25 protein-coding genes, 2 tRNA genes and 2 pseudogenes are annotated in these 25,215 nt (G+C 63.2%); 11 read left to right on the forward strand and 18 right to left on the reverse strand.

All coding sequences use genetic code 11. The features are described 5' to 3' along the window. The 10 genes from nuoF to ACVIIW_RS28895 form a co-directional block, all read right to left on the reverse strand. Positions 1–1,326, reverse strand: coding sequence for an NADH-quinone oxidoreductase subunit NuoF (gene nuoF / locus ACVIIW_RS28850; protein ID WP_456703828.1), 1,326 nt, complete (start codon positions 1,324–1,326; stop codon positions 1–3). Positions 1,327–1,341: 15 nt separating this feature from the next. Beyond that, on the reverse strand, positions 1,342–1,545 hold the full coding sequence (locus ACVIIW_RS28855; RefSeq protein WP_456703829.1) for a hypothetical protein: 204 nt from the start codon (positions 1,543–1,545) through the stop codon (positions 1,342–1,344). After that, positions 1,545–2,156, reverse strand: coding sequence for an NADH-quinone oxidoreductase subunit NuoE (gene nuoE, locus ACVIIW_RS28860; RefSeq protein WP_456703830.1), 612 nt, complete (start codon positions 2,154–2,156; stop codon positions 1,545–1,547). The genes ACVIIW_RS28855 and nuoE overlap by 1 nt, the downstream gene beginning before the upstream one ends. 10 nt (positions 2,157–2,166) lie before the next feature. Beyond that, entirely contained in the window at positions 2,167–3,132 is a 966-nt protein-coding gene (locus tag ACVIIW_RS28865; RefSeq protein ID WP_456703831.1) for an FkbM family methyltransferase, read from the reverse strand. Then, positions 3,129–4,325 carry an NADH-quinone oxidoreductase subunit D gene (locus ACVIIW_RS28870; protein WP_456703832.1) on the reverse strand — a complete coding sequence of 399 codons (1,197 nt, stop codon included), beginning with the start codon at positions 4,323–4,325 and terminating at the stop codon, positions 3,129–3,131. Before ACVIIW_RS28870 ends, ACVIIW_RS28865 begins: the two co-directional genes overlap by 4 nt. 49 nt (positions 4,326–4,374) lie before the next feature. Beyond that, on the reverse strand, positions 4,375–4,701 hold the full coding sequence (locus ACVIIW_RS28875) for a four helix bundle protein (RefSeq protein ID WP_456705301.1): 327 nt from the start codon (positions 4,699–4,701) through the stop codon (positions 4,375–4,377). Between the two features lie 88 nt (positions 4,702–4,789). After that, the gene (locus ACVIIW_RS28880; protein ID WP_456703833.1) at positions 4,790–5,395 is read right to left on the reverse strand and encodes an NADH-quinone oxidoreductase subunit C; all 606 of its coding nucleotides are present in this window, start codon (positions 5,393–5,395) and stop codon (positions 4,790–4,792) included. Positions 5,396–5,406: 11 nt separating this feature from the next. Beyond that, entirely contained in the window at positions 5,407–5,988 is a 582-nt protein-coding gene (locus ACVIIW_RS28885) for a NuoB/complex I 20 kDa subunit family protein (protein WP_456705302.1), read from the reverse strand. Continuing rightward, complete coding sequence (locus tag ACVIIW_RS28890; protein WP_027550614.1) at positions 5,985–6,350, reverse strand: NADH-quinone oxidoreductase subunit A; 366 nt, start codon at positions 6,348–6,350, stop codon at positions 5,985–5,987. Before ACVIIW_RS28890 ends, ACVIIW_RS28885 begins: the two co-directional genes overlap by 4 nt. Positions 6,351–6,916: 566 nt before the next feature. After that, complete coding sequence (locus ACVIIW_RS28895) at positions 6,917–7,432, reverse strand: MarR family winged helix-turn-helix transcriptional regulator (RefSeq protein WP_456703834.1); 516 nt, start codon at positions 7,430–7,432, stop codon at positions 6,917–6,919. Positions 7,433–7,617: 185 nt separating this feature from the next. On the opposite strand from ACVIIW_RS28895, the gene ACVIIW_RS28900 reads away from it, so the two are divergent. Further along, positions 7,618–8,808, forward strand: coding sequence for a Rieske 2Fe-2S domain-containing protein (locus tag ACVIIW_RS28900; protein WP_456703835.1), 1,191 nt, complete (start codon positions 7,618–7,620; stop codon positions 8,806–8,808). A gap of 1 nt (position 8,809) precedes the next feature. Beyond that, positions 8,810–8,974 carry a hypothetical protein gene (locus ACVIIW_RS28905; RefSeq protein ID WP_456703836.1) on the forward strand — a complete coding sequence of 55 codons (165 nt, stop codon included), beginning with the start codon at positions 8,810–8,812 and terminating at the stop codon, positions 8,972–8,974. Here ACVIIW_RS28905 and ACVIIW_RS28910 read toward each other — a convergent pair. After that, positions 8,971–9,834 carry an alpha/beta fold hydrolase gene (locus tag ACVIIW_RS28910; RefSeq protein WP_456703837.1) on the reverse strand — a complete coding sequence of 288 codons (864 nt, stop codon included), beginning with the start codon at positions 9,832–9,834 and terminating at the stop codon, positions 8,971–8,973. The two genes, ACVIIW_RS28905 and ACVIIW_RS28910, sit on opposite strands and share 4 nt — an antisense overlap. 217 nt (positions 9,835–10,051) lie before the next feature. On the opposite strand from ACVIIW_RS28910, the gene ACVIIW_RS28915 reads away from it, so the two are divergent. The 9 genes and pseudogenes from ACVIIW_RS28915 (at position 10,052) to ACVIIW_RS28955 (ending at position 16,876) form a co-directional block, all read left to right on the forward strand. Further along, positions 10,052–10,255: a hypothetical protein gene (locus ACVIIW_RS28915; RefSeq protein ID WP_456703838.1), complete on the forward strand. Its 204-nt coding sequence runs from the start codon at positions 10,052–10,054 to the stop codon at positions 10,253–10,255. A 429-nt stretch (positions 10,256–10,684) separates the two neighbouring features. Next, on the forward strand, positions 10,685–10,873 hold the full coding sequence (locus ACVIIW_RS28920) for a hypothetical protein (RefSeq protein WP_456703839.1): 189 nt from the start codon (positions 10,685–10,687) through the stop codon (positions 10,871–10,873). A 1,100-nt stretch (positions 10,874–11,973) separates the two neighbouring features. Beyond that, positions 11,974–12,050: transfer RNA gene (locus tag ACVIIW_RS28925), tRNA-Asp, on the forward strand. A gap of 458 nt (positions 12,051–12,508) precedes the next feature. Beyond that, positions 12,509–12,823 carry an HU family DNA-binding protein gene (locus ACVIIW_RS28930; protein ID WP_456703840.1) on the forward strand — a complete coding sequence of 105 codons (315 nt, stop codon included), beginning with the start codon at positions 12,509–12,511 and terminating at the stop codon, positions 12,821–12,823. A 109-nt stretch (positions 12,824–12,932) separates the two neighbouring features. Further along, on the forward strand, positions 12,933–14,180 hold the full coding sequence (gene pepT, locus ACVIIW_RS28935) for a peptidase T (RefSeq protein ID WP_456703841.1): 1,248 nt from the start codon (positions 12,933–12,935) through the stop codon (positions 14,178–14,180). 263 nt (positions 14,181–14,443) lie between these two features. After that, on the forward strand, positions 14,444–14,809 hold the full coding sequence (locus ACVIIW_RS28940) for a hypothetical protein (RefSeq protein WP_456703842.1): 366 nt from the start codon (positions 14,444–14,446) through the stop codon (positions 14,807–14,809). 57 nt (positions 14,810–14,866) lie between these two features. Further along, a pseudogene (locus ACVIIW_RS28945) lies at positions 14,867–15,166 on the forward strand (TolC family protein); the annotation flags it as partial. Between the two features lie 148 nt (positions 15,167–15,314). Continuing rightward, positions 15,315–15,896 (forward strand): annotated as a pseudogene (locus tag ACVIIW_RS28950) (efflux RND transporter permease subunit); the annotation flags it as partial. 2 nt (positions 15,897–15,898) lie between these two features. Continuing rightward, positions 15,899–16,876: a cation diffusion facilitator family transporter gene (locus ACVIIW_RS28955; RefSeq protein ID WP_456703843.1), complete on the forward strand. Its 978-nt coding sequence runs from the start codon at positions 15,899–15,901 to the stop codon at positions 16,874–16,876. Positions 16,877–16,931: 55 nt separating this feature from the next. On the opposite strand, the gene ACVIIW_RS28960 is transcribed toward ACVIIW_RS28955, so the two are convergent. From ACVIIW_RS28960 to ACVIIW_RS28990, 7 genes are all read right to left on the reverse strand, one after another. Continuing rightward, positions 16,932–18,335, reverse strand: a complete 1,404-nt coding sequence (locus tag ACVIIW_RS28960; protein WP_456703844.1) for a cytochrome P450 — start codon at positions 18,333–18,335, stop codon at positions 16,932–16,934. Between the two features lie 158 nt (positions 18,336–18,493). Next, positions 18,494–19,354 (reverse strand): methyltransferase domain-containing protein, encoded by an 861-nt coding sequence (locus tag ACVIIW_RS28965; protein ID WP_456703845.1) that lies wholly within the window; start codon positions 19,352–19,354, stop codon positions 18,494–18,496. A 99-nt stretch (positions 19,355–19,453) separates the two neighbouring features. After that, a tRNA-Val gene (locus tag ACVIIW_RS28970) sits at positions 19,454–19,530 on the reverse strand. 64 nt (positions 19,531–19,594) lie between these two features. After that, positions 19,595–19,999, reverse strand: coding sequence for a GFA family protein (locus ACVIIW_RS28975; RefSeq protein WP_456703846.1), 405 nt, complete (start codon positions 19,997–19,999; stop codon positions 19,595–19,597). A gap of 65 nt (positions 20,000–20,064) precedes the next feature. Beyond that, on the reverse strand, positions 20,065–22,488 hold the full coding sequence (gene lon, locus ACVIIW_RS28980; protein ID WP_456703847.1) for an endopeptidase La: 2,424 nt from the start codon (positions 22,486–22,488) through the stop codon (positions 20,065–20,067). 323 nt (positions 22,489–22,811) lie between these two features. Continuing rightward, positions 22,812–24,083 carry an ATP-dependent Clp protease ATP-binding subunit ClpX gene (gene clpX / locus ACVIIW_RS28985; protein ID WP_018320118.1) on the reverse strand — a complete coding sequence of 424 codons (1,272 nt, stop codon included), beginning with the start codon at positions 24,081–24,083 and terminating at the stop codon, positions 22,812–22,814. Positions 24,084–24,535: 452 nt separating this feature from the next. Then, entirely contained in the window at positions 24,536–25,171 is a 636-nt protein-coding gene (locus tag ACVIIW_RS28990) for an ATP-dependent Clp protease proteolytic subunit (protein ID WP_456703848.1), read from the reverse strand. Between the last annotated feature and the right edge of the window lie 44 nt (positions 25,172–25,215).

The following is a 25,215-nucleotide window of genomic DNA, read 5'->3' on the forward strand; positions in this document are numbered from 1 at the left end:
CTACTCCGCCGCGACCATGTTCACGGGATCGCGGACGCCGGCATGGTCGATGTCGGCCTTGTGCGAATATTCGTCGATGCGCGCTTCGATCTCATGACGGAAATGCGCGATCAGGCCCTGGATCGGCCAGGCCGCCGCGTCGCCGAGCGCGCAGATGGTGTGGCCTTCGACCTGCTTCGTCACCTCGAGCAGCATGTCGATTTCGCGCTTGTGCGCGCGGCCCTCGGCCATGCGGGTGAGCACGCGCCACATCCACCCCGTGCCCTCGCGGCAGGGCGTGCACTGGCCGCAGCTCTCGTGCTTGTAGAAATAGGAGATGCGGGCGATGGCGCGGATCAAATCGGTCGACTTGTCCATCACGATCACGGCCGCAGTGCCGAGGCCCGAGCGCAGCTTGCTTAAGGAGTCGAAATCCATCGGCGTGTCGATGATCTGCTCGGCCGGCACCATGCGCACGGAGGAGCCGCCGGGAATCACGGCCTTCAGGTTGTCCCAGCCGCCGCGGATGCCGCCGCAATGCTTGTCGATCAGCTCACGGAACGGAATGCCCATGGCTTCCTCGACGTTGCAGGGCCGCTCGACATGGCCGGAGACGCAGAACAGCTTGGTGCCGACATTGTTCGGACGGCCGATGCCGGCGAACCAGGCGGCGCCACGGCGCAGGATGTCGGGTGCAACGGCGATCGACTCGACGTTGTTGACGGTGGTCGGGCAGCCGAACAGACCGACGTTCGCCGGGAACGGCGGCTTCAGGCGCGGCTGGCCCTTCTTGCCTTCGAGGCTTTCGAGCAGCGCGGTCTCTTCACCGCAGATGTAAGCGCCGGCGCCGTGCGCGACGTAGATGTCGAACGGCCAGCCGTTGACATTGTCCTTGCCGACCAGCTTGGCGTCATACGCCTGGTCGATCGCGGCCTGAAGGTGCTCGCGCTCGCGGATGAACTCGCCGCGGACATAGATGTAGCAGGTGTGCGCGTTCATCGCGCAGCTCGCGATCAGGCAGCCCTCGATCAGCAGGTGCGGATCGTGCCGCATGATCTCGCGATCCTTGCAGGTGCCGGGCTCGGATTCGTCGGCGTTGACGACGAGATAGCTCGGTCTTCCGTCGGTCGATTCCTTCGGCATGAAGGACCATTTCAGGCCGGTCGGGAAGCCGGCGCCGCCGCGGCCGCGCAGGCCCGACGCCTTCATCTCGTTGATGATCCAGTCGCGGCCCTTGTCGATGATGTTCTTGGTACCATCCCAGGCGCCACGGCGCCGCGCGCCCTCGAGCCCCCAATCATGGAGGCCGTAGAGGTTCTTGAAGATGCGATCCTTGTCCTCGAGCATATCAGCGCTTTCCGATCAACGGTTGGCTTGCTTGTAGGCAAGCCCGGCGGCGCAGACGGCGAAGGTCAGCGCCCAGAGCAGACTGGTTTCCTGCGTCGCGTTCATCACGAAGCGCTGCAGCAGGAACATGAAGGCGGCCGCAAGCGCGGCATGCATGGCGACGAAGCCCCATTTCTGCACGGCTTCGCTCCCCAGGTTCGCGTGAGACGGAAGACCCATCAGGAGGTCTCCTTCAGCGTGGTCGGCCCGCCCATCGGTGCGGAGAACTGGCGGCCGTTCTGCGGACCGGGCTTCGGCGGATTGCCCGAGGCGAAGCCGTCGAGCACCTTGCCGAAGGTCTCCTTGGTCAGGTCCTCATAGGTGTCCTTGCCGATCAGCACCATCGGCGCGTTCACGCAGGCGCCCAGGCACTCCACCTCTTCCCAGCTGAAATTGCCGTCCTTGGAGAGATGGAAAGGATCGTGATGGATCCGGCTCTCGCAGACGTGGATGAGGTCTTCGGCACCGCGCAGGCGGCACGGCGTTGTGCCGCAGACCTGGACGTGGGCCTTCTTGCCGACGGGGGCGAGCTGGAACATCGTGTAGAAGGTCGCGACCTCGAGCACGCGGATATAGGGCATGTCGAGCAAATCGGCGACGGCGCGGATCGCGGCTTCCGACACCCAGCCCGCGTGCTGCTCCTGGACGCGCCAGAGGATGGCGATGACGGCCGAGGCCTGGCGTCCGGCCGGGTATTTCGCGATCTGCTGCCTGGCGAAGGCAAGGTTCTCGTCCGTGAACGTAAAGCTCGCGGGCTGGACTTCCTTCGGTGCTAATCGGCGAACGGACATGTCTTATCTCTCACTGCATGCGGCGCGCGTTTTTCGCATTCAGGGCATTGATCCTGTCCTGCCAGAATGCGCTTGCGGTACCGAAAACGTTGTAGCCGACGTGGGTCGAGACCTTGATGCGGTCGAGGATCGACAGCTCGGTGACGGTCTCCAGCCGGTTGGTGCGCGGATCGAGCACGATCAGCTTCAGCGGCGTCTGCTCGAGAATGTAGCGCGACACCGCATGAGAGCGGTCGCTGCCGTGCTCCTCGCACATGATGACGCTGTCGGTCTGCAGGAGCCGGGCGCCGCCCTTGATCGCCTCGATCTCGACGCCCTCGACGTCGAGCTTGATCAGGTACTTGCCGGTGCTTGCGACCTTGCCGTCGTCGATCAGATTGTCGAGCGCGAGGACGGTCACTTCCTCACCGCCGTCCGACGGAGCACCGGCGATGCTGAAGGCCTCGTGCTTGGTGCCCGAGAGACGCGCGGTGCCGCGCGAGGCACCGATCGCACACTTCATGGTCTCGAAGCGATTGCCGTTGACGCGGGCATTGTTGGCGAGCTTCGGATAGTTCTGGCCCGACGGCTCGATCGCGATCGCCTTGTGCGCGCCGAACGGCTCGCTCGACACCAGCACCGACCAGTAGCCATAATTGGCGCCGCAATCGAGCAGCGTGTAGTCGACGTCGATGGAGTCGGTGAACAGCAGCTCCAGCTCGTCCTCGTAGCAATAGGACCGGTTGAGCAGCTTGCTCCAGTAACCGTCGCCATAAGGAAATTCGAACACCGCGTCCGGATTGAGCTTGATCGCGATATTGCGCTCGGGCAGCGTTTTCCGCAGCAGATTGGCGCAAGCGATGTAGCCCATATGCGAGAAGTGCGAGGAGATCTTCGATCCCGTCACCAGCGCCAAGGCAGCCGTCCGCTCCCACAGGTTGGCTCCTTCAAGGGCCCCCGAGGCACGGTCAAACTGGATTGGCGCCTGCGCCGTCACCGGTCGACCTCTCCGAACACGATGTCGAGCGAGCCGAGAATGGCCGAGACGTCGGCGAGCAGATGGCCGCGGCAGATGTGGTCCATCGCCTGGAGATGGGCAAAGCCCGGCGCGCGGATCTTGCATTTGTAGGGCTTGTTGGTGCCGTCGGAGATCAGATAGACGCCGAACTCGCCCTTGGGCGCCTCGACCGCGGCGTAGATTTCGCCTTCCGGCACGTGAACGCCTTCGGTGTAGAGCTTGAAGTGGTGGATGAGCGCTTCCATCGAGCGCTTCATCTCGCCACGGCGCGGCGGCGCCACCTTGTTGTCTTCGACGACGACGGGGCCCTTCCCGTCAGGCGCGTTCAGCTTCTGGATGCACTGCTTCATGATGCGCACGGACTGGCGCATCTCTTCCATGCGGATCAGATAGCGATCGTAGCAGTCGCCGTTCTTGCCGATCGGAATGTCGAAATCCATCTCGGCGTAGCACTCATAGGGCTGCGACTTGCGCAGGTCCCAGGCCGCGCCCGAACCGCGCACCATCACGCCGGAGAAACCCCACTCCCAGGCCTCCTTCAGCGACACCACGCCGATATCGACGTTGCGCTGCTTGAAGATGCGGTTGGCGGTGAGCAGGCGATCGAGGTCGTCGACGACCTTCAGGAATGGGTCGCACCAGGCGTCGATGTCATCGACCAGCTTCTGCGGAAGGTCCTGATGCACGCCGCCGACGCGGAAGAAGGCTGCGTGCATGCGGCTGCCCGAGGCGCGCTCGTAGAACACCATCAGCTTCTCGCGCTCCTCAAAGCCCCACAGCGGCGGGGTCAGCGCGCCGACGTCCATCGCCTGCGTGGTGACGTTGAGAAGATGCGACAGGATGCGGCCGATCTCGCAATAGAGCACGCGGATCAGCTGGCCGCGGCGCGGCACCTCGATTCCGAGCAGCTTCTCGGCGGCGAGGCAGAAGGCGTGCTCCTGGTTCATCGGCGCGACGTAGTCGAGCCGGTCGAAATAAGGGATCGCCTGGAGATAGGTCTTCTGCTCGATCAGCTTCTCGGTGCCGCGGTGAAGCAGGCCGATATGGGGGTCGACGCGGGCGACGACTTCGCCGTCAAGCTCCAGCACGAGGCGCAGCACGCCGTGCGCGGCCGGATGCTGCGGCCCGAAGTTGATGGTGAAATTGCGCAGGTTCTCGGGTTGCTCGTTCATGACGCAGCTCCTGCTGCGAGGCGAATGGCGAATAGCGAGTGGCGAATGGTCATTTCGTGGACTTGTCCTGCAGAGAACGTATCAACGCGCGAAGCATTTTGCCTAAGCTCTCGCATCGACCTAAGACGGGCTCCAGATCGGAAGCGGTCAAAATCCTGACACGCTCCGCCAAGAGCAGATGAGTTTCCGGCTCCTTGAGCGATCCCTGCGAAATTCGCAGCGATTGCACGAAAGTGCCGGTGTTTTCGCGCCCATGTCCTTCCGCAACGTTTGCCGGAATGGACGCTGCCGCAGGTCTGATTTGCGAAGTCAGCCCGAACAGTTCGGCGCGAGGGAATTGAGCGGTCAGTCGATGGCAGGATTCCGCCAGAGACATGGCACCCTGCCATGCTCTCAGGTCCCGATACGAATGGATCGACTGGTCGCTCAACTAACATCCCTATTCGCCACTCGCTATTCGCTACTCACTGCTTCGCCTTCTCGTCACCGGGAAGCGGATAGTCCGCCCCTTCCCATGGCGAGAGGAAATCGAACTTGCGGAATTCCTGGTTGAGCCGGACCGGCTCGTACACCACGCGCTTCTCCTGGTCGTCGTAGCGGACCTCGAGGAAGCCGGTCAGCGGGAAGTCCTTGCGCAGCGGATGCCCCTCGAAACCGTAATCGGTGAGGATGCGGCGCATGTCGGGATGACCGACGAAGAACACGCCGTAGAGATCGTAGGCCTCGCGCTCGAACCAGTCGGCGCCGGGGAACACCTCGATCAGCGACGGCACCTGGGTGGTCTCGTCGGCCTGGGCCTTGAGGCGGATGCGCGTGTTCAAGGTGGGTGACAGGAAGTGATAGATCACGTCGAAGCGCTTCTCGCGCGACGGATAGTCGGCGGCCGTGATGTCGGTGAAGTTGACGAAACGGCAGCTCGGATCGTCGCGGAGGTACTTGACCACCTCGACGATCTTGCTGACCTCGACATCAACCGTGAGCTGGTTGAAGGCCACCTGATAACCCGTGGCGGCGCCCGGAAGCGCGCTCACGATCGTCTGCCCCAGGGCGTCGAGCTTGGCGTCGTCCATGACGTAAAACCTTAGCGTTCGATGGTGCCGGTGCGGCGGATCTTCTTTTGCAGCAGCAGCACGCCGTAGAGCAGCGCTTCCGCCGTGGGCGGGCAGCCCGGCACGTAGATGTCGATCGGCACGATGCGGTCGCAGCCGCGCACGACCGAGTAGGAATAGTGGTAGTAGCCGCCGCCATTGGCGCATGAACCCATCGAGATGACGTAGCGCGGCTCGGGCATCTGGTCGTAGACCTTGCGCAGCGCGGGCGCCATCTTGTTGGTGAGCGTGCCGGCGACGATCATCACGTCGGACTGGCGCGGCGAGGCACGCGGCGCGAAGCCGAAGCGCTCGACGTCGTAGCGCGGCATCGACACCTGCATCATCTCGACCGCGCAGCAGGCGAGGCCGAAGGTCATCCACATCAGCGAGCCGGTACGGGCCCACGTGATGAGGTCGTCGGTCGCGGCCACGAAGAAGCCCTTGTCGGACAGTTCGTGATTGACCTCGAGGAAGAACGGATCATTGGCCCCGACCGGACGGCCGGTCGACGGATCCAGGATGCCCTTGGGGGCCGGCGCGACCACCGGACCGGCTGAGGGTGCAGGGTTCAATCCCATTCGAGTGCGCCTTTCTTCCATTCATAGGCGAAGCCCACCGTCAGCACGGCGAGGAACACCAGCATGGACCAGAAGCCCGTCGCGCCAAGCTTGCCGAACGCCACTGCCCACGGAAACAGGAACGCCACCTCCAGATCGAAGATGATGAAGAGGATGGCGACCAGATAGAAGCGGACGTCGAACTTCATACGGGCGTCGTCGAAGGCGTTGAAACCGCACTCATACGCCGACAGCTTTTCCGGGTCCGGCTGCTGGAACGCGACGATGAACGGAGCGATCAGCAGCACCAGGCCGATGAGGCCCGCTACCCCTATAAAGACGACGAGTGGAAGATAGTTCTGTAGAATGCCGCTCATTGACGAGCCCTTTTTCCCGCAGCCTCGGGACAGCCACGGATTCGTCCGATTTGGAATTATTCTGAGCCTTAGCGCAGTGCACCAATGGGCGCAAGACACGCTCTTTTCAGGCCCTTTGCTGCTCCCAGACCGGTGGAAATCCCGGAATCACCCCGCGGCTGATATGGAGCAGATCGCCTGACGCGACAAGGGCGGCCACCGTTTCGCAGGCCAGCGGCCCCGAGATCGCCGCGCACCGGCCGTGTCAGCTATTTGCCGGGATCGTCGGTGAAAAGGGCCCAGTTTTTTTCGCTGCGGCGGCTCACCCAGACCCGGCCAGCGACCGCAATCGGGCCCCCGACCGTCACCCAAGCGACATCCTGCCCGCTCCTACCCAGAGCAGCGCGGCCAGCAGGCCCATGACGGCCGCGGCGGCGAGCAGACGAGGCGCAGCAACGACAGCTATCCACAGGCGCGCTCGAAGGAGGAGCCATGCATCATGGCAGGACCGGGGCTCGTCTGGCGAATGCGTCGGCCTTGGCACGTAAGATGATTTCCGAAGATGCTTTCGGAAGACGTCCTGGCCATCAGCGCGAGATCTTCTCGGCTTCGAGCATGGCTTCCGCGGTCGCGGTGAGACGATCAATCTGTGCGAGCAACATCTCCAACTCGTCCTCGCTCAATTGCGCGAGCAGCATCCGGTTGCGTTCCTGCGCGCCTTCGACGATCGCGTCATGCGCCGCCAGCCCGGCAGGCGTCAGCGACACCAGCACCTCACGGCTGTCCTTTGGATTTTCCGACTTCGCGATCAGCTTGCGCGAGACGAGTTCGGCCAGCGCGCGGCTGATCTGGCCTTTATCCTGGCCGACAGCCTCGGCGAGCCGAGCCACGCTCATCGGCGCTCGCCGGCCGAGGGAAGCGACCAAGCCGAACTCGACCGAGGACAATCCGGCAAGACGCTTGTAGCGAAGGATCGCACCGCGCTTGAGCAAATTGGCCAGCACCATCAGCCGTGACGACAGCATCACTGTGATCGGCGCCGGCGAATGATCGTCGTCCGTATCGGACGACTCGCGCACGTCCCTGCTCGATGTCTGGCTCATGGTTCACCTCTGCCAAGAAAGCCAACACGTGCCAAGTGTTGGTAGCGCAACCTTCGCAACGTGATCCGAATGCGACCAGCAGGCACCACGAAATATCGTTGACAATGTCATCGACATTATCTTTCATTCCGTCAACGCACAAGAACGGCCCGGCCATCCAAACGGTTGGGACGGGAGGAACAAGGATGACGATCACCCAGCTGGATCGCGATCTCGGCACGGCTTATGCGATGAAGCCGGCGAACACGCGCACCGAGCTCACCTCCGTCGTGCGCGGCACGCCGATGGGCGAACTCCTCCGCCGCTACTGGCATCCGGTCGGCCTCACCGATGACGCCACCGAGACGCCGAAGAAAGTGCGCGCACTGGCTGAGGATCTGGTGCTGTTCCGCGACAGGCATGGCCGAGCCGGCCTGCTGCACGCCCGCTGCTGCCACCGCGGCACCACGCTTTATTATGGCAAGGTCGAGGAGGACGGCATCCGCTGCTGCTATCACGGCTGGAAGTTCGACACCGAAGGTCATTGCCTCGAGCAGCCGTGCGAGCCCGACGGCGGCCAGTTCAAGGACAAGGTGCGCCAGCCCTGGTATCCGGTCGAGGAACGCTACGGCCTGATCTTCGCCTATATGGGGCCGGCCGAGAAACGCCCGGTGCTGCCGCGCTACGAGTGCCTTGAAAACATGGACCACGGCGAATTCGTCGAGGCCGACGATTCCTCGATCGGCGGCGGCGGCCCGGCCGTCATCCCCTGCAACTGGCTGCAGCATTTCGAGAACGTGGTCGATCCCTATCACGTGCCCGTGCTGCATGGCTCGTTCTCGGGTCCGCAATTCACTGACATGATGGCCTCGATGCCGGAGGTGAAGTTCGACAAGACGCCGCGCGGGGTTGCCGTGCGCTCGATGCGCAAGCAGGACGGCGGCCGCGCGTTTTACCGAGTCACCGAAGCGGCGCTGCCCACCTTGCGCGTCGTGCCGAACCCACGCGTGGCGCAGTTCGCCCGGGTCGAATCGATCGGCTGGACGCTACCGATCGACGACACCTCGTTCCGCATCTACGTCGCCGGCCGCGTCAAGAATTCCGGCGACATCGGCCGCATGCGCTCGAAGTTCAACGGCAAGTTCTGGTGGGACATGACGGAGCAAGAACACCAGAAATTCCCTGGAGATTACGAGGCCCAGGTCGGGCAAGGCGAGGTCACGGTGCATTCCGAGGAGCATTTCGGCCAGAGCGACCGCGGCATCTTGTTGATCCGGCGCATGCTGACGGAGCAGCTGGAAGCGATGGAAGCAGGTCGCGATCCAATCGGCGTTTCGTTCGACGCAAGCGCGCCGCCGGTGGAATTCGAAGCAGGGAACTACATCCGCGAAGGCTGATATGCCCAGCTCCGATCCGGGCTGGACCAACATCGGCCGCCCCCACGACCGCCGGCGATCACCTCAGGCATCGCCGGCCCGTCTTGTCGCGCTCACCGCGACCTGCTCAGGCCAGGGCGTCGGCGGCGCGGACATCCGCGGCGCCGGCATAAAACGCGCCAGCTAAGGGCTCATGAAGGCCAGCATGTCCGCAATCAGCCGCTCGCCATGGGTCAGCGGCAGCGGATGCGGCCCGCCTTCGTAGACAACGAGCTTGCTGCCCTTGATCAGCTTCGCGGTCTTGGCCCCGGTCAGGGGCAACGGCGCGCTGGCGTCCTTGTCGCCGTGCAGGATCAATGTCGGGCAATCGATGCCTGCGGCAGCCGCGCGCACATCCGCGAAGGAGTTGGACTTGCGGCAGGCCAGCGCCACTGGCAGCGACACGCGCAGCATCATCTCGCGGATCCAGGTCCGCGTGATCTCCGGCGTCTCGGGCAGGAAGAACGGCGCTTCATTCGCCGCGATCCATTTGGCGAAATCGCGGGCGACGGCCGCGTTGTCGGCTTCGATCATCGCCTTCGGAACCGCATCCGGATTGTCCTCGGTCTGGACCAGGAACGGCGTCGTCGGCGCGACCAGCACCAGCCTTGCGATCCGGTCCGAGCCGTATCGTCCGAGATAGTTGACCGCCTCCACTGTCCCCATGGAGAAACCGACCAGGGTGACCTCGCGCAGATCGCGCGCCTCGATGATATCAGCGACGTCATCGGTCAGCGTCTCCAGGTCGTAGCCCGATGACGGCATCTCGGAGCGGCCGTGGCCGCGCCGGTCGGGCGCGATACAGCGGAAGCCTTTGTCGTTGAGCGCTGCAATGTGGCTGCCCCAGGTGCTGGAGTCGAACGTCCAGGCTGCCAGCAGCAGCACCGGCTTTCCCTTGCCCCAGTCCTGTACGAACAGCTTCGTGCCATCCCTGGCGGTCACATAGGGCGATCGCGCAGCCGGCTGGGCGGTTTCGAGCAACGAGGCTTGGATGGTTGGACGATTCATGGTGCTTCTCCCTTGCCGCGTTGTTCACGGCCGATGGAAGCGATCATGGACGTCGGGATTGGGCCTGCGCGATTACGCGGCAGGTAAGACTGCGCAAGGTGAAGCGGCGAAATCGCGACAATGAAACCATTTTGCGGAACCCGCGAAACGATCCGGAAACAGATGCTCCTTAAGACGTCAGCCTACAGACGGCGCCAAAGCCCGTCGGGAGGCTTCGATGAACCACTCAATTCACTCTGCAGATCGGGGTACCCACCTGAAGATCGTGGTGGTGGCGCTGGTGGCCGGCATCGCAGTGGCCGCCTTCGGAATCGCAGCCCGCACCAACGCCGATTACAGCCAGACCGCCCAGTCCACCCACGTGATCAAGGCCGGAAAGCCGGTGGCGATCACCAGCTCCGGCACCTCTGCGATTCGCTAAGCGCGAAAAAAGGTCCGGTTTGAGACACAATGGCCGCCTTCGGGTGGCCTTTGGCTTTTGGCATCGACTGAGGATCAACGCCCAAGACTTTGACAGAACGAAGTAAATTCATCGCCCGACCGGCCATGACCGCGGCGGAGCATGGTGTCGATTCTGAAGGGGATGTTGCCACGGAAGGGGGTGTTGCCAAAAATGACGCGAGAGACGGGGCCCGAACCCGCGACCTCCGGCGTGACAGGCCGAATAGGGCTAACGATTTCAGGCCTCGCTGACACTCTGGCGCTCTTGAAGCTGCACGCCGACAGCAACAAGTGTCAGGATGCGCAGGAGTAGCCTTCTCGGCAGATTGTACTCTCTGTGGTACCCATCATTTGTGGTATTCCAGTCATCAGCGACCTGCTAATGCGCCCGTGATGATCGGGACGGCTCATGAAAGAAATCCTCGCCCACATTGAAACTCTTCGGGCGAACATCACCAAATGCGAGGAGCTTGAGCGGTCGGCCAAGAGCGCTGTCAAGCGAAGTGTCTTTTGCCGTACGGCGGCGCACTACAGGATTTTGGCTGGCGAGCTGGAGCGCGCATTAGCCGAAATGCAGGCCAAAGACGCCGCAGAGTAAAAGTGCACAGACGGAACAAGCCATCTTTGGTTAAACGCGGCCATTGCGTTAATAGTTCTTTACTTCCGATCAGCCCGGCTGCCCTGCGCGCCCGGGTTTTTCGTTGTCCTAATTCGATTTGGCAGGTGTTTGAATTAGGACAGCACCCGAATTAGAGGTGTGCTCGTTCGGCCCTGTGTATCCTTTGATACTTAGCAGGCGAACGAATCTTGCTACTATTTCCCGAACAGAGGGCGGGCAACGAAGGTATTTCCCGGACAGAGGGCGTGCAATGGAACGTCTAAGGGATTCACTGGCGGAACTCGAAGCGCCCGTCTGCCCCAATTGCCACGTCGGCATGAAGTGGTTTCGATCCGAGCTGGTGCAAGACGACGTACAGCCGCTAATTGCCCACCTCTTCGTTTGTCCCAATTGCAAGAGCGCTCAGCGGCGGGACAGCAAGGTTGAGGCAGTTCGCATCCCTCCCAAAAAGCTGCTGAGCCCGCGCTTGCGTGTGGTTGGATGAACCCCGGTGCCTACGCTGAATTTGGAAGTATCCTGAATTCTTGTTTGGGAACGGTAACATGATTCGTTAATTGAGGCCCCGCAGAGACCCGTGTCGGGGCGGTCATGTGTGAAAAGTGCGTCGAGCTGGATAGGAAAATGAGCATTACAAGACGATCCGCTCCCGCATCTCCGACCGAATGATGCTGGACGGCGTAGCCGCGCTAATTGCAAAGAAGTCCGAACTCCACCGGAAGCCGAAGAGTAAGGCCGCCTCAGTTGGGGCCTTACTGCGCGAGTGCCACGTACAGGAAGGCTGCCGCTGTTGCGGCAGTCCAAGCAATGGAAATGCCTAGGAGCAGATTATCGCGCTTCATGGAGGCAGCTTGCGTGCGCAAGCTTACGCGCACCTGACTGTCGGGCGCCCTTAATCATGCCAAATGCGTTCGCCGCATTGGCATTCGTAAACCCTGACGATCTTACCCTTTCGGCCGTCCGCTCCCTGCGAGCCGGCGGCGCGATACGGGACTATTCCGGCTTTGGACGCCAACGTCCTTGACTTCACCATGTCCCCCCTTTAAGTCCCCCCTCGTTCCGCGCGGACAGGTACGCGTCACGCGGGAGTAGCTCAGTTGGTTAGAGCGCCGGCCTGTCACGCCGGAGGTCGCGGGTTCGAGCCCCGTCTCTCGCGCCATTTTTGGCGGAACATCAATAGCTTAAAAATGGCCAAGTTGGACCTTTCGACATCGAAGTGTCAGGAAGGCCGGCGCCCTGACACTTTTTGTCCGGTTTCGTTGCCGTTTACCCTCTGTCCGCGGATGCTCTTCACTTTGGTTCTCAAGCTCGCTGTTGAGAGACTTGAGCAAGTGACGACGCATCACAAAGAACAGCTACCCCAAAACAGACGCAAGACGCCCGGCCTCGTTGCCCTGCCTCCGCTGCGTTCCCCCGCCTAACCCGATCCATCGCGCACAACCGTCATTCGGCAAAGCTGCTCGCCATGCCCGCCGCTCATCGACCGGTCACGGCGGCGCTCGGGCTCCTCCCCGTCCCGCGACGTAGTCAGTCCGGTCCCGAATCGTCTACGCCTTCTGCAACTTGAGGTTCCGCGGGTTCTCTCCCGCGGTCCGGCGGGAATCGAGGAGGCCAGACATGGCAAAGAAGGAATCGGCCAAGAAGGCAGCTGCTCCGGCCACGATCACGCTCAAGCACCTCGCCGCTGACATCGCCGAAAGCCAGGACCTCTCGAAGAAGCGCGCCGAGGCGGTCCTGACCGACATGGTCGACCTGATCACCAAGCACCTCAAGAAAGGCGACCGCGTCCGCATCGTTGGGCTTGGCATCCTCCAGGTCCGCAAGCGCGCTGCTCGCACCGGCCGCAATCCCGCGACCGGCGAGGCCATCCACATCAAGGCCAGCAAGAAGGTTGCGTTCCGACCGGTCAAGGAACTCAAAGAGGCAATCTAGCCGGTCATTTTTCGTTAAGCCTGATCGGCGGTCGGTCCGGCCGCAACGTGGCCCGCTTTTCTGATATATAGTCCCCGCTTCCCCAAGAGACCCGGCGGCTTGAACAGACATGTCCCTGACCTTCGCGCATACCGTGACCGAGCGCTTCCTGCGCTACGTCACCATCGATACTCAGTCCGATCCGAATTCCCCGGCCTCGCCATCGACCGAGAAGCAGAAGGATCTCGGCCGCGTTCTCGTGGCCGAGTTGAAGGCCATGGGCGTCGCCGACGCCCATCTCGACGATTACGGCTATGTCTATGCGACCATCCCGGCCACTACGAGCAAGAAGGTGCCGGTGATCTGCTTCTGCTCGCACATGGATACCTCGCCCGACGTCACCGGCAAGGACGTGAAGCCGCAGGTCTGGGAAAACTATCGCGGCGTCGATATCACCCTGCCGGGCGACAAGACCCAGGTGATCCGCTTCGCAGAGCACCCCGCGCTGAAGAACCAGATCGGCAACGACATCATCACCTCTGACGGAAAGACGCTGCTGGGTGCCGACAACAAGGCCGGCGTCGCCGAGATCATGGATGCCGCACACTTCTTCATCAACAATCCCGATGTGAAGCACGGCACCATCAAGATCCTGTTCACGCCCGACGAGGAGATCGGCCGCGGCGTCGACAATGTCGACATCCAGAAGCTCGGCGCCGATTTCGGTTACACCATGGACGGCGAGAGCGCCGGCAGCGTCGAGGACGAGACGTTCTCGGCCGACGGTGTCAGCATCATCATCAACGGCGTCAGCGCCCACCCTGGTTATGCCAAGGGCAAGATGGAGCACGCGATCAAGATCGCGGCCGCCATCGTCGAGCGTCTGCCGAAAGAAGGCTGCTCGCCCGAGACCACGTCGGGCAAGCAGGGCTTCCTGCACCCGGTCGGCATCGAGGGCGCGCTGGAGCAGGCGACCCTCTCCTTCATCGTGCGCGACTTCACCGAGGAAGGGCTGAAGGAGAAGGAGGTCCTGCTCGAGACCATCGTCAAGGACGTGATGAAGGACTATCCGCGCTCGACCTACAAGTTCGAGGTGCGGGAGCAGTACCGCAACATGAAGCAGGTGATCGACCGGCACCCGCACGTCCTCGAATACGCCATCGAGGCGATCCGTCGTGCAGGCCTGCGTCCAATGCGTACCGCGATCCGCGGCGGCACCGACGGCTCGCGCCTCTCCTTCATGGGCCTGCCCTGCCCCAACATCTTTGCCGGCGAGCACGCGTTTCATTCGCGTCTGGAATGGGTCAGCCGACAGGACATGGAGAAGGCTGTGCAGACCATCGTGCATCTCGCGATGATCTGGGAGGAGAAGGCCTAAGCCGCCACACCTCGTCCCGCCGCGCCGCTTATTTTTGGCGAACCGCGGGAACGAATCGAAGAGACGCGAATTATCGGGGCAAGTCCCAACGGATGAAGATTGTGAGCACAAAAGGCCTCAGCCGGTAAGCCCCGGGCTGGGGCCTTTTCGTCTTTGCCTTTTCTTTGTCCTGCGACATCGAGTTCCCCGCACGTAATATTGTTGCGGGTCGACACTGTTCCGGCCGCCATGCTACCGGAGGCGGACAGGACCTGAGTGACCTCGTGACCGCGATCCGCCACCCTCATCGCTGTTCGTCCCTGCGCAACTGGCGCGGGCTCGTGGCTGTGCTGGTGGCTATCATGTACCTGCTCTCGGGCGTGCTCCATGGTGCGCACGACATCGACGTCGCCAACCCTTCAGGCGGCTCGGAGATCGCCTCGATCCTCGACGACGGCGCTGCCGGCCACGGCGATCACAAGGCGCTGGCCGGCCATCACTGCCACGGCTGCTTCTCCGTTGCCGTCGTGCAGCCAGTGCAATCCGAAATCGCGGCCGATATGCTGGCTGAACCGGTCGCGCAGCGCGCGTCTGCGCTCGCAGGCATCGCGCCCGAGACCGACTCCCGGCCCCCCAAATCCCTGACCTGAACTGATCCGCCGGGGCGCCGCGTGCGCCCACGATGCTCTCGTTCACAGGTCACCTCCATGTCTTGCAGACGGACTGCCGCGCGCCTGGCCTGCGCGATGGTTATTCTCATCAGCCCATCCCCGGTCCACGCCCAGGCGCTGACGATGCGCGCGGCGCTCTCGCGCGCGCTGGCCGCGAGCCCGCGTTTGACGGCGGCGGAACGCGACGTCGGCATCGCCATGGGCCAGCGCATCCAGGCCGGCGCCCTCCTGAATCCGGAACTGTCCTACGAGCAGGACAATTCGTTCGGCTCGGGCATCTATCGCGGCACGAAATCAGCCGAGACCACCCTCCAGATCAGCCAAGCATTCGAGCTAAGAGCGCGCGATGAAGGCATCCTCCACCATCGTCGTTGCCATCATCACCGCCGCGCTCGGCGCTTACGGTTATTCCATGCTCGCGCCGACCAAGGTCGCGCCGATCGAACATGCCGCGGACGGGAAGCCGGAGAAGCGGAACGACCATGTCGGCTGGGGTGGCCAGTTCGAGCAGTTGGTCTCCGCGACCAAGCGCCTGACGATCGTCGTGCCGATGGCGCTCGCGCTGGTGTTCCTGCTGCTGTTCATGGGCATGGGATCGGCGGCGGATGCGGCGCTGGTGTTCTCCGGCGTGCCGCTGGCCCTGACCGGCGGGGTCGCCGCGCTGCTCTTGCGCGGCATTCCGCTGTCGATCAGCACGGGGGTTGGCTTCATCGCGCTGTCGGGCGTCGCCGTGCTCAACGGCCTCGTCATCATCGCCTTCATCGAGCGGCTGCGCAGCGAGGGGCGATCCGTTGCCGACGTCGTGCATGAGGGCGCGCTGATGCGGCTGCGCCCGGTGCTGATGACGGCCCTGGTCGCCTCCCTCGGCTTCGTGCCGATGGCGCTCGCGACCGGCGCCGGCGCCGAGGTGCAGCGGCCGCTTGCGACCGTCGTCATGGGCGGCGTCGTCTCCTCGACCGTACTGACGTTGCTGGTCCTGCCGGCGCTCTATGTGTTGTTCCGGCGTGACGCAACGGGCGAAACGCCTACAATGAGGCCTGATCTGGCTGAAGCTGAGGAGCGCTAGGTTTGGGCGGCCACGACCACCACGGTCATCAGCACCATGACCACAACCACGCGCATGATCATGATCACGACCATTCGCACGGCCTCGGTCACGCACATGTCCACGCGCCCGCCAATTTCGGCAAGGCGTTCGCGATCGGCATTACGCTCAATACCGCGCTGGTCGTTGCCGAGGCGATCTACGGCTATCTCGGCAACTCCACCGCCCTGCTCGCCGATGCCGGGCACAATCTATCGGACGTGCTCGGCCTGGTCGTGGCCTGGGGCGCTTCGATCGCGGCGAAGCGGGCGCCGAGCGGCCGCTTCACCTACGGCTTCCGTGCCTCCACGATGCTGGCCGCGCTCGCCAATGCGGTGTTCCTGCTGGTGGCAACCGGCGCGATCGGCTGGGAGGCGATCCTGCGACTGCGCGAGCCGGAGCCGGTCGCGGGCGTCACCGTCATGGTGGTTGCCGGCGTCGGTATCCTCATCAACGGCTCCACCGCGATGCTGTTTGCGAGCGGCCGCAAGGACGATATCAACATCGAGGGCGCCTACCTGCACATGGCGGCCGATGCCGCGGTCTCGCTCGGAGTCGTGGTCTCGGCGGCGCTGATCATCTGGACCGGCTGGCTCTGGCTCGATCCCCTCACCAGCCTCGTCATCTGCGCCAGCATCTTGTGGGGCACGACGAGCCTGCTCCGCGGCTCCATCGACATGTCGATGGCGGCAGCGCCCAAGGGTACGGACCTCGTTGCGATCAGGGCATTCCTGCTCGCGCGCCCGGGGGTGTCAGCGATCCACGATCTCCACGTCTGGCCGATCTCGACGACCGAGACGGCGCTGACATGTCATCTGGTGATGCCCGCAGGCACCGTCGACGCGTTCCTGATGGAAACCGCGGAGATGCTCAAGGCGTCGTTTCGCATCGGGCACACCACACTCCAGGTCGAAACGCATCCGGACAACGGCTGCGCGCTGGCGCCGGATGACGTCGTTTAGGACTTACACGTCCATCCCCGTTGCGAGCGCAGCGAATGTCGTGAACGGCGTCCGCCTAGCCATCGTACGCAGTGACGCGCATCGGCAGTCCGTACGCCGGACGTAAGGTGATTTTCTGCGACGGCCAGACCCGGGCATCCGGCAGCAGCTCCATGTCGAAGCGATGTACCAGCGCGGCGAGCACGATCGTCGCTTCCTGCAATGCGAAAGCGGCACCGATGCAGGTGCGCGGCCCGCTGCCAAACGGAAGGTAGGCAAAACGCGGAATCGCGCCGCGGACATCAGGAAGAAACCGCGTCGGATCGAACATGTCTGGCCGCTGCCACAGCAGGCGGTGGCGGTGCAGCACGTAAGGGGCAATCACGATCAGCGCGCGCGGCTTGATCGCGACGCCTGCGAGCGTATCGGGCCCCTGCGCCGCCCGGCTCAGCGCCGCGATCGGCGGATAGAGGCGCAACGCCTCCTCGACCACGGCACGGGTCACGACCAGCCGGTCGGCAAGACCCTCGACCGGCCCCGCAAGCTCGCGCCTCGCCTCCTCCCGCACCCGCGCGCGCCATTCCCGCGCTCGCGTCAGCAGGAACATCGACCAGGCGAGGGTGTTGGCCGTGGTTTCATGGCCGGCCGACAGGAAGGTCAGGACGTTCGACCTGACGTGTGCAAGCGACATTGCGCGTCCGGTCGCCGGATCGAGCGCGCGCAACAGCAGTGTCAGCAGATCGGAAGATCTCTCGTCCGCCGCCACGCCGGCCAACCGCCGTTGCCGTGTTGCGATGATCTGGTCGATGACCCCTTCGAAATAAGCCATCGTCCGGCGCAAGCGGCCACGCCCCAGCCGCGGCGCGGACTGAGGCAGGCCGAGCAGGTCGAACGCACCGATACGGCCGATCCCCGCGAAGTAGGCGCTCATGGCAGCGCGAAATTCATCGTAGTCGCCGCCGATGCCGTCCGAAAAAATGGTCAGGGCGAGCACATTCAGCGTGATCAGGGTCATCTCCGCCGCGACGTCGATGCTTGCCCGCGGTCCCAGGCTGCACCATCTCTGCGCCATTTGATCGGCCGCTTGCAGCATCGCGGAGGTGAAGGACGTCACCGTACGCTTCGCAAACAGCGGGGCCAGGGTCCGCCGCTGCACCTCCCAGCGCTCGCCCTCGACGCTCAACAGCCCATCGGCGAGACCAATGGCGAGAATGCGGCGCTGGATCGGGTCCTTGCGGTAGTTGGCGGCATTGTCGACCAGCACATGCTTGATGGCCGCCGGGTCGTGGACGAGGATCGCGTCGGTGAATGGCAGCCTGACCCTGGCGATCGGTTCGCGAAAGAATTCGGCGCTCCAGCACTCCAGCGGATTGCGTTTCAGGGTGGCAAGCAGCTTGAACAGCCCAAGCCGCTGGTCCGGCGGACGCGGTGCCGGGGGGCAAAAACTCTCTGAAGGATCAACCTCAGGCAAATGCAGCATCGAACGCGCAATCAAAATCGCGGAACAATACCAGATAAGACAACAGTGTCGCCGGAGTTCCCTGCGGCGTCCAGCGCGTTGTTCAGGGCGCTGCTACTTCTCCGTGGTTCATGACGATTTGTACCGCCTCGTCGGCAACGGCAATCTCGCAGCCGCGCTTACGCCGCCTTCGCCGTCACGATCCAGATCGCGCCCTGCAGCGCCACGCTCTGCCCCTGCAGAAACGGCGCGAGCGTTTCGCGGATCGAGGCCTTGGCAGCCGTGACCGTCTCTGCCGGATGGCCCTGCAGTGCGCGGCTGGCGGGGCCGATCTGAAGCGAGCCGTCGACGGCCGCATCGAGGCCACCGCCGATGGCAATGTCCATCGGCAGGTCATGCGGCTCCATCGCTATGTCCGCGAAGCCCGCCCCCTCGAGAATCCGCATCACGCGTTCCTGGGACGCAAACGCGAAAGGTCCCGGCTCCTCCGGTCCGACCGGCGGCATCTTCGGCACGTGTTTGTAGACCGCCATCAGCGGCGCCATCATCCACGGATTTTGCTTCGGCTCGCGCCAGCAGACGAACGCGAGCCGCCCGGATGGCTTCAGCGCGCGACGAAGGTTGCTGAAGGACGCGATGGGATCGGCGAAGAACATCACGCCAAAGCGTGAGGCCAGCAGATCAAAGCTGGCCGGCTCGAACGGATGCACCGTCGCGTCCGCCAGCACGAAATCGAGCGGCAGGCCCTTGGGCGCGAATGCACGCGCCTGCGACAGCATCGGATCGGAGACATCGAGGCCGAGCGCAAAGCCAGCAGGGGCCACTGCTTTCGCGAATGCGAAAGTCGTCGCTCCCGAGCCGCAGCCGACGTCGAGCACGCGCTCGCCCGGCTTCGGCCTGGCGCGGTCGATCAGCACGTCGGCAATGGGCCCAAGCAGGCTTTCCTGCGCGCTGTGGCGGTCGGCCCAGCGCTGCCCGCTCGGGCCGTTCCAATAGGCGATCTGGTCGGCGTTCTGCTCGTGTCCGCTGGGCTGTTGCATGCAGGCCTCTTTCTCTCGATCTCGCCCGCCTTCGCTCGCTTCGCGCCACGACGGCTGAGGCCGGCCTGCCAAGCCGAAGCTCGCCAAGCGAGCGAAGGCTGGTGGGCGGTCACGGATTCGAACCGCGGACCCTCTCGGTGTAAACGAGATGCTCTAACCAGCTGAGCTAACCGCCCCACGGCGCTTCTTTATCCCTACCCGCCCGGTGCGGGCAAGTCCGGAGCGGGGGTCCTCAGGCTCTCAATCGCCCGGCCGGCCAGGCAGCAGCGGCACTGCGTCGATCCAGACCGCGGCCGACTGGCACCAGATCTGGCTGACCGGGCGCAATTTGTCGCGCTGGCGGATCGAACCCCAGCGAATGCCCCAACCGTCGGCCTGGTCGCCCTCGCCGCTGGTGAACAGCGGGGAGCCACAGTCGCCGCAAAAATGCTGGAAACGCATCCGGCCGTTGTCGCCGCGCTTGCCGTAGAGCTTGGGCGTCCCGCCGGTGAGCTTGACATCACCCGCGGTGCAGAGCGCCGTCACACGGAACGGCGAGCCCGTCAGGGCCTGACAGTCGCGGCAATGACAGACCAAGACCGCCTCGGGCTCGATGTCGGCCTTGAAGGTGATCTGTCCGCAATGGCATTGCCCGTCGACTTGCATCTCGTTCCTCCCAAACAAAAACGGCGCCCGAAGGCGCCGTTTTATCATCTTTCCGAGTTGCGATCTCAGTGAGCGGTCAGGCCGCCGGCGGCTTCGTCGCCGTCCGGCTTCACCGTCACCTTGGTGTCCTCTTCCCAGACGATCGGCACCGGCGTCTTCACCAGCGCCTTGGCGACGACGTCGTCCAGACGGGAGACCGGGATGATCTCCATACCGCCCTTGATCGCATCGGAAATCTCCGTGAGATCCTTGGCGTTGTCCTCGGGGATCAGCACCGTCTTGATGCCGCCGCGGGCCGCGGCCAGCAGCTTCTCCTTCAGACCGCCGATCGGCAGCACACGGCCGCGCAGCGTGATCTCACCGGTCATCGCGACGTCGTGGCGGACCGGAATGCCGGTCATGACCGAGATGATCGCGGTGGCCATCGCCACGCCGGCCGACGGTCCGTCCTTCGGCGTCGCGCCCTCAGGCACGTGCACGTGGATGTCGCGGCGGTCGAACAGCGGCGGCTCGATGCCGTAGGTGATCGCGCGCGAGCGGACGTAGGACGCCGCCGCCGAGATCGATTCCTTCATGACGTCGCGCAAGTTGCCGGTGACCGTCATCTTGCCCTTGCCGGGCATCATGACGCCTTCGATGGTCAAGAGCTCGCCGCCGACATCTGTCCAGGCCAGGCCGGTGACGATGCCGACCTGCGGCTCGCTCTCGATCTCGCCGAAGCGGTACTTCGGCACGCCGAGCAACTCTTCCAGAGTCTTCTCTGTGACCTTGACCGACTTCCTCTTCGAGATCATCAGCTCCTTCACCGCCTTGCGGGCGAGTGTGGAGAGCTCACGCTCCAGATTACGCACGCCCGCTTCGCGGGTGTAGCGGCGGATCAACAGCAGCAGCGCGTCATCATCGATCGAGAACTCCTTGGAGTCGAGGCCGTGCTTGGATACGGCGTTCGGGATCAGATGCTTGCGCGCGATCTCGACCTTCTCGTTCTCGGTGTAGCCCGCGATCCGGATGATCTCCATGCGGTCCATCAGCGGCCCCGGAATATTGAGCGTATTCGCGGTCGTGATGAACATGACGTTCGACAGATCGTAGTCGACCTCCAGATAGTGGTCGGCAAACGTCCCGTTCTGCTCGGGGTCGAGGACCTCGAGCAAGGCCGAGGACGGGTCGCCGCGGAAATCGGCGCCCATCTTGTCGATCTCGTCCAGCAGGAACAGCGGATTGGAGGACTTCGCCTTCCGCATCGACTGGATGATCTTGCCGGGCATCGAGCCGATATAGGTGCGGCGATGACCGCGGATCTCGGCCTCGTCGCGCACGCCGCCGAGCGACACGCGGACGAATTCGCGGCCGGTCGCCTTCGCGATCGACTTGCCGAGCGAGGTCTTGCCGACGCCGGGAGGACCGACGAGACACAGAATCGGACCCGTCAGCTTGTTGGCGCGCGACTGCACCGCGAGATACTCGACGATACGTTCCTTGACCTTTTCCAGTCCGTAGTGATCGGAGTCCAGGATGGCTTGCGCCTGCTCCAGATCCTTCTTCACCTTGGACTTCTTGTTCCACGGGATCGACAGCAGCCAGTCCAGATAGTTGCGCACGACGGTTGCTTCCGCGGACATCGGCGACATCTGGCGCAGCTTCTTCAATTCATGCTGCGCCTTGTCGCGCGCTTCCTTGGAGAGCTTGGTCTTGGAGATCTTCTCTTCCAGATCGGCGAGTTCGTCGCGACCGTCGTCGTCGCCGAGCTCCTTCTGGATCGCCTTCATCTGCTCGTTGAGATAATACTCGCGCTGGGTCTTCTCCATCTGGCGCTTGACGCGCGAGCGGATGCGCTTCTCGACTTGCAGCACCGAGATCTCGCTCTCCATCAGGCCCAGCACCTTCTCCAGGCGGCCGGTGACGGACAGCGTCTCCAGGATTCCCTGCCGATCCGCGATCTTGACGGCGAGATGCGAGGCAACGGTATCGGCGAGCTTGGCGAAATCGGTGATCGCCTGCACGACGCCGACCACCTCGGCCGAGATCTTCTTGTTGAGCTTCACATAGCTCTCGAAGTCGGACACGACCGAGCGCGACAGCGCCTCGGCCTCGACCGATTTCGCATCGGTGTCGGCGAGCGCAACTGCGGTCGCTTCATAATAGTCGGCGCGATCGGTGTACTTCTCCACGCGCGCACGCTCGAGCCCTTCGACCAGCACCTTCACGGTGCCGTCGGGGAGCTTCAAGAGCTGCAGGACGCTGGCAAGCGTACCGGTCTCGTAAATGGCACCGGGTGCCGGATCATCATCCGACGCATTCTTCTGCGTCGCGAGCATGATCAGCGCGTCGTTCTTCATCACCTCTTCGAGGGCGCGGATCGACTTCTCGCGACCGACGAAGAGCGGAACGATCATGTGCGGGAAGACGACGATATCGCGCAGTGGCAACACGGGATAGGCGTGCGCCTCGCCATGAACGATGGTTGGCCTGGGTTTTGGACTAGTCATGGCCTTTTCCTTTTGCTTTGCCCCCTCGCACGCAGTCCGCGTCTCTCATGCGCAACCGCCACAAGGTGCCGACTTGATCCAAACATTCGGCCGACCATTCGGAGGTAGACCGGGCTTGCCGGATCGAACTGAGGCGAATCTTGAAGAGAATTCTTGCTCGCCGCCGACATTAGGTGGCTATCGACCCGGGGGGTGTCAAGTGATTGAAAAACACGCACCATCAGGCGCTTACGCACTGGGGTCAGCGAAGCAAATCCGGGCTGCGGAATGCACGTCCGCAGCCGCTACTATGACAGACGACTGGAGCGTTCCAGCGCCGCAAATCAGGCGCTGGCATTCTCGACGGCACGATCGGAGCGATCGGCATAGATGTAGAGCGGACGCGCCGTGCCTTCCACGACTTCGCGGGAAATCACGACCTCTTCCACACCCTCAAGTCCCGGCAGATCGAACATGGTCTCGAGCAGGATTGCTTCGAGAATCGAACGCAGACCACGCGCGCCGGTCTTGCGCTCGATCGCCTTGCGGGCAACCGCGCCAAGCGCTTCGTCGGCGAAGGTCAGTTCGATGTTCTCCATCTCGAACAGCCGCTGGTACTGCTTCACCAGCGCGTTCTTCGGCTCGGTGAGAATCTTCTTCAGCGAGGTCTCGTCCAGATCCTCGAGCGTCGCGACGACCGGGAGACGGCCCACGAATTCGGGGATGAGGCCGTACTTCAGGAGATCCTCAGGCTCGACGTGACGGAAGATCTCGCCGGTGCGGCGGTCTTCCGGCGCCATCACCTGGGCGGCGAAACCGATCGAGGTGGAGCGGCCGCGCGCCGAGATGATCTTCTCGAGACCGGCGAAGGCACCGCCGCAGATGAACAGGATATTGGTGGTGTCCACCTGCAGGAATTCCTGCTGCGGATGCTTGCGGCCGCCCTGCGGCGGGACCGAAGCCACCGTGCCTTCCATGATCTTCAGCAGCGCCTGCTGCACGCCCTCGCCCGACACGTCGCGCGTGATCGAGGGATTGTCGGACTTGCGGCTGATCTTGTCGATTTCGTCGATATAGACGATGCCGCGCTGAGCGCGCTCGACGTTGTAGTCGGCGGCCTGGAGCAGCTTCAGGATGATGTTCTCCACGTCCTCACCGACATAGCCGGCTTCGGTCAGCGTGGTCGCATCCGCCATCGTGAACGGAACGTCCAGGATACGGGCGAGCGTCTGCGCAAGCAGCGTCTTGCCCGAACCGGTCGGACCGATCAGCAGGATGTTCGACTTCGCGAGCTCGACGTCGTTGTGCTTGGTCTGGTGGTTGAGGCGCTTGTAGTGGTTGTGCACCGCCACCGACAGGACCTTCTTCGCATGGCTCTGGCCGATGACGTAATCGTCCAGCACCTTGCAGATTTCCTTCGGCGTCGGAATTCCGTCGCGCGACTTGACCAGCGAGGACTTGTTCTCCTCGCGGATGATGTCCATGCAGAGCTCGACGCACTCGTCGCAGATGAAGACCGTGGGACCCGCGATCAGTTTGCGGACTTCGTGCTGGCTCTTGCCGCAGAACGAGCAATATAGCGTGTTCTTGGAGTCGCTCGTGCCGACCTTACTCATTCATGTCTCCGTCCGCGGTTCGATCCCGTCCGCTCGATCGTCCCATCCCGAAACGTTGGCGGGTAAGGGATTCAAATAGAGCAAATTCCGTACCAAAAAAGACCCTACGCGTTACATCCCGTGCGAATCACGGTCACTCGATACTCCGCGATCATAGCCCATCATTCGTAGCCAACCATGCTGTCACCCGACTATCAAGAATTCGCTAATCGGGGGCTCGCTGGCTACCCGTGACAATACCGTGATTTCACGTCTTGGCACGGGCGAAGTGACCGAAATCACCCCAGCGTTGCTGGATTACCACGAAAGAACCAGCACGAAAGCGGAACTTTCTGCCTGCCGCAGGGCGCAAAATGGGCTTTTTGCGCCGTCGCGAACGCGTCCCTGACAAGAAGACGCCATGCTGACGATCCCACGCAGTCGCTGGGATCGAGGCTGCAGTCCCGGCAAAACTACTGGGGCTTCGCTGGCGCAGCCTCTTCGGCGCGCTTGTCAATGACCTTGTCGACCAGGCCGAATTCCTTGGCGTCGTTGGCGGTCAGGAACTTGTCGCGTTCCAGCGCGTCCTCGATCGACTTGTAGGTCTGGCCGGTGTGCTTCACGTAGATCTCGTTGAGCCGCTTCTTCAGGTTCAGGATTTCCTGCGCGTGCAGCATGATGTCGGTGGCCTGGCCCTGGAAGCCGCCGGAGGGCTGGTGCACCATGATGCGCGCGTTCGGCAGCGAGAAGCGCATGTCCTTCTCGCCGGCGGCAAGCAGCAGCGAGCCCATCGAGGCCGCCTGACCGGTGCACAGCGTCGAGACCGGCGGGCGGATGAACTGCATGGTGTCGTAGATCGCAAGACCCGACGTCACCACGCCACCCGGCGAATTGATGTACATCGAGATTTCCTTCTTCGGATTTTCCGCCTCGAGGAACAACAGCTGCGCGACGATCAGCGTCGACATGCCGTCCTCGACCGGTCCGGTCACGAAGATGATGCGCTCTTTCAACAGGCGCGAGAAAATGTCGTAGGCGCGCTCGCCACGGTTGGTCTGTTCGACCACCATGGGCACGAGGTTCATGTAGGTTTCAACCGGATCGCGCATGAGTCACCTAGGGTTTTTGAGGCGGACATCGCCAGTCTTGGCTG

Source organism: Bradyrhizobium sp. USDA 4449 (assembly GCF_054056275.1).

Bases quoted from the DNA above. Each gene is read 5' to 3' on its own strand.
- ACVIIW_RS28990 (WP_456703848.1), bottom strand. From the start codon at position 25,171: ATGCGCGATCCGGTTGAAACCTACATGAACCTCGTGCCCATGGTGGTC.
- ACVIIW_RS28880 (WP_456703833.1), bottom strand. From the start codon at position 5,395: ATGGACGACGCCAAGCTCGACGCCCTGGGGCAGACGATCGTGAGCGCG.
- ACVIIW_RS28890 (WP_027550614.1), bottom strand. From the start codon at position 6,350: ATGAGCGGCATTCTACAGAACTATCTTCCACTCGTCGTCTTTATAGGG.
- ACVIIW_RS28875 (WP_456705301.1), bottom strand. From the start codon at position 4,701: ATGTCTCTGGCGGAATCCTGCCATCGACTGACCGCTCAATTCCCTCGC.
- ACVIIW_RS28900 (WP_456703835.1), top strand. From the start codon at position 7,618: ATGACGATCACCCAGCTGGATCGCGATCTCGGCACGGCTTATGCGATG.
- pepT (WP_456703841.1), top strand. From the start codon at position 12,933: ATGTCCCTGACCTTCGCGCATACCGTGACCGAGCGCTTCCTGCGCTAC.
- lon (WP_456703847.1), bottom strand. From the start codon at position 22,488: ATGACTAGTCCAAAACCCAGGCCAACCATCGTTCATGGCGAGGCGCAC.
- nuoE (WP_456703830.1), bottom strand. From the start codon at position 2,156: ATGTCCGTTCGCCGATTAGCACCGAAGGAAGTCCAGCCCGCGAGCTTT.
- ACVIIW_RS28930 (WP_456703840.1), top strand. From the start codon at position 12,509: ATGGCAAAGAAGGAATCGGCCAAGAAGGCAGCTGCTCCGGCCACGATC.
- ACVIIW_RS28915 (WP_456703838.1), top strand. From the start codon at position 10,052: ATGAACCACTCAATTCACTCTGCAGATCGGGGTACCCACCTGAAGATC.
- ACVIIW_RS28905 (WP_456703836.1), top strand. From the start codon at position 8,810: ATGCCCAGCTCCGATCCGGGCTGGACCAACATCGGCCGCCCCCACGAC.
- ACVIIW_RS28975 (WP_456703846.1), bottom strand. From the start codon at position 19,999: ATGCAAGTCGACGGGCAATGCCATTGCGGACAGATCACCTTCAAGGCC.
- ACVIIW_RS28920 (WP_456703839.1), top strand. From the start codon at position 10,685: ATGAAAGAAATCCTCGCCCACATTGAAACTCTTCGGGCGAACATCACC.
- ACVIIW_RS28910 (WP_456703837.1), bottom strand. From the start codon at position 9,834: ATGAATCGTCCAACCATCCAAGCCTCGTTGCTCGAAACCGCCCAGCCG.
- ACVIIW_RS28895 (WP_456703834.1), bottom strand. From the start codon at position 7,432: ATGAGCCAGACATCGAGCAGGGACGTGCGCGAGTCGTCCGATACGGAC.
- ACVIIW_RS28965 (WP_456703845.1), bottom strand. From the start codon at position 19,354: ATGCAACAGCCCAGCGGACACGAGCAGAACGCCGACCAGATCGCCTAT.
- ACVIIW_RS28870 (WP_456703832.1), bottom strand. From the start codon at position 4,325: ATGAACGAGCAACCCGAGAACCTGCGCAATTTCACCATCAACTTCGGG.
- ACVIIW_RS28960 (WP_456703844.1), bottom strand. From the start codon at position 18,335: ATGCTGCATTTGCCTGAGGTTGATCCTTCAGAGAGTTTTTGCCCCCCG.
- clpX (WP_018320118.1), bottom strand. From the start codon at position 24,083: ATGAGTAAGGTCGGCACGAGCGACTCCAAGAACACGCTATATTGCTCG.
- nuoF (WP_456703828.1), bottom strand. From the start codon at position 1,326: ATGCTCGAGGACAAGGATCGCATCTTCAAGAACCTCTACGGCCTCCAT.
- ACVIIW_RS28855 (WP_456703829.1), bottom strand. From the start codon at position 1,545: ATGGGTCTTCCGTCTCACGCGAACCTGGGGAGCGAAGCCGTGCAGAAA.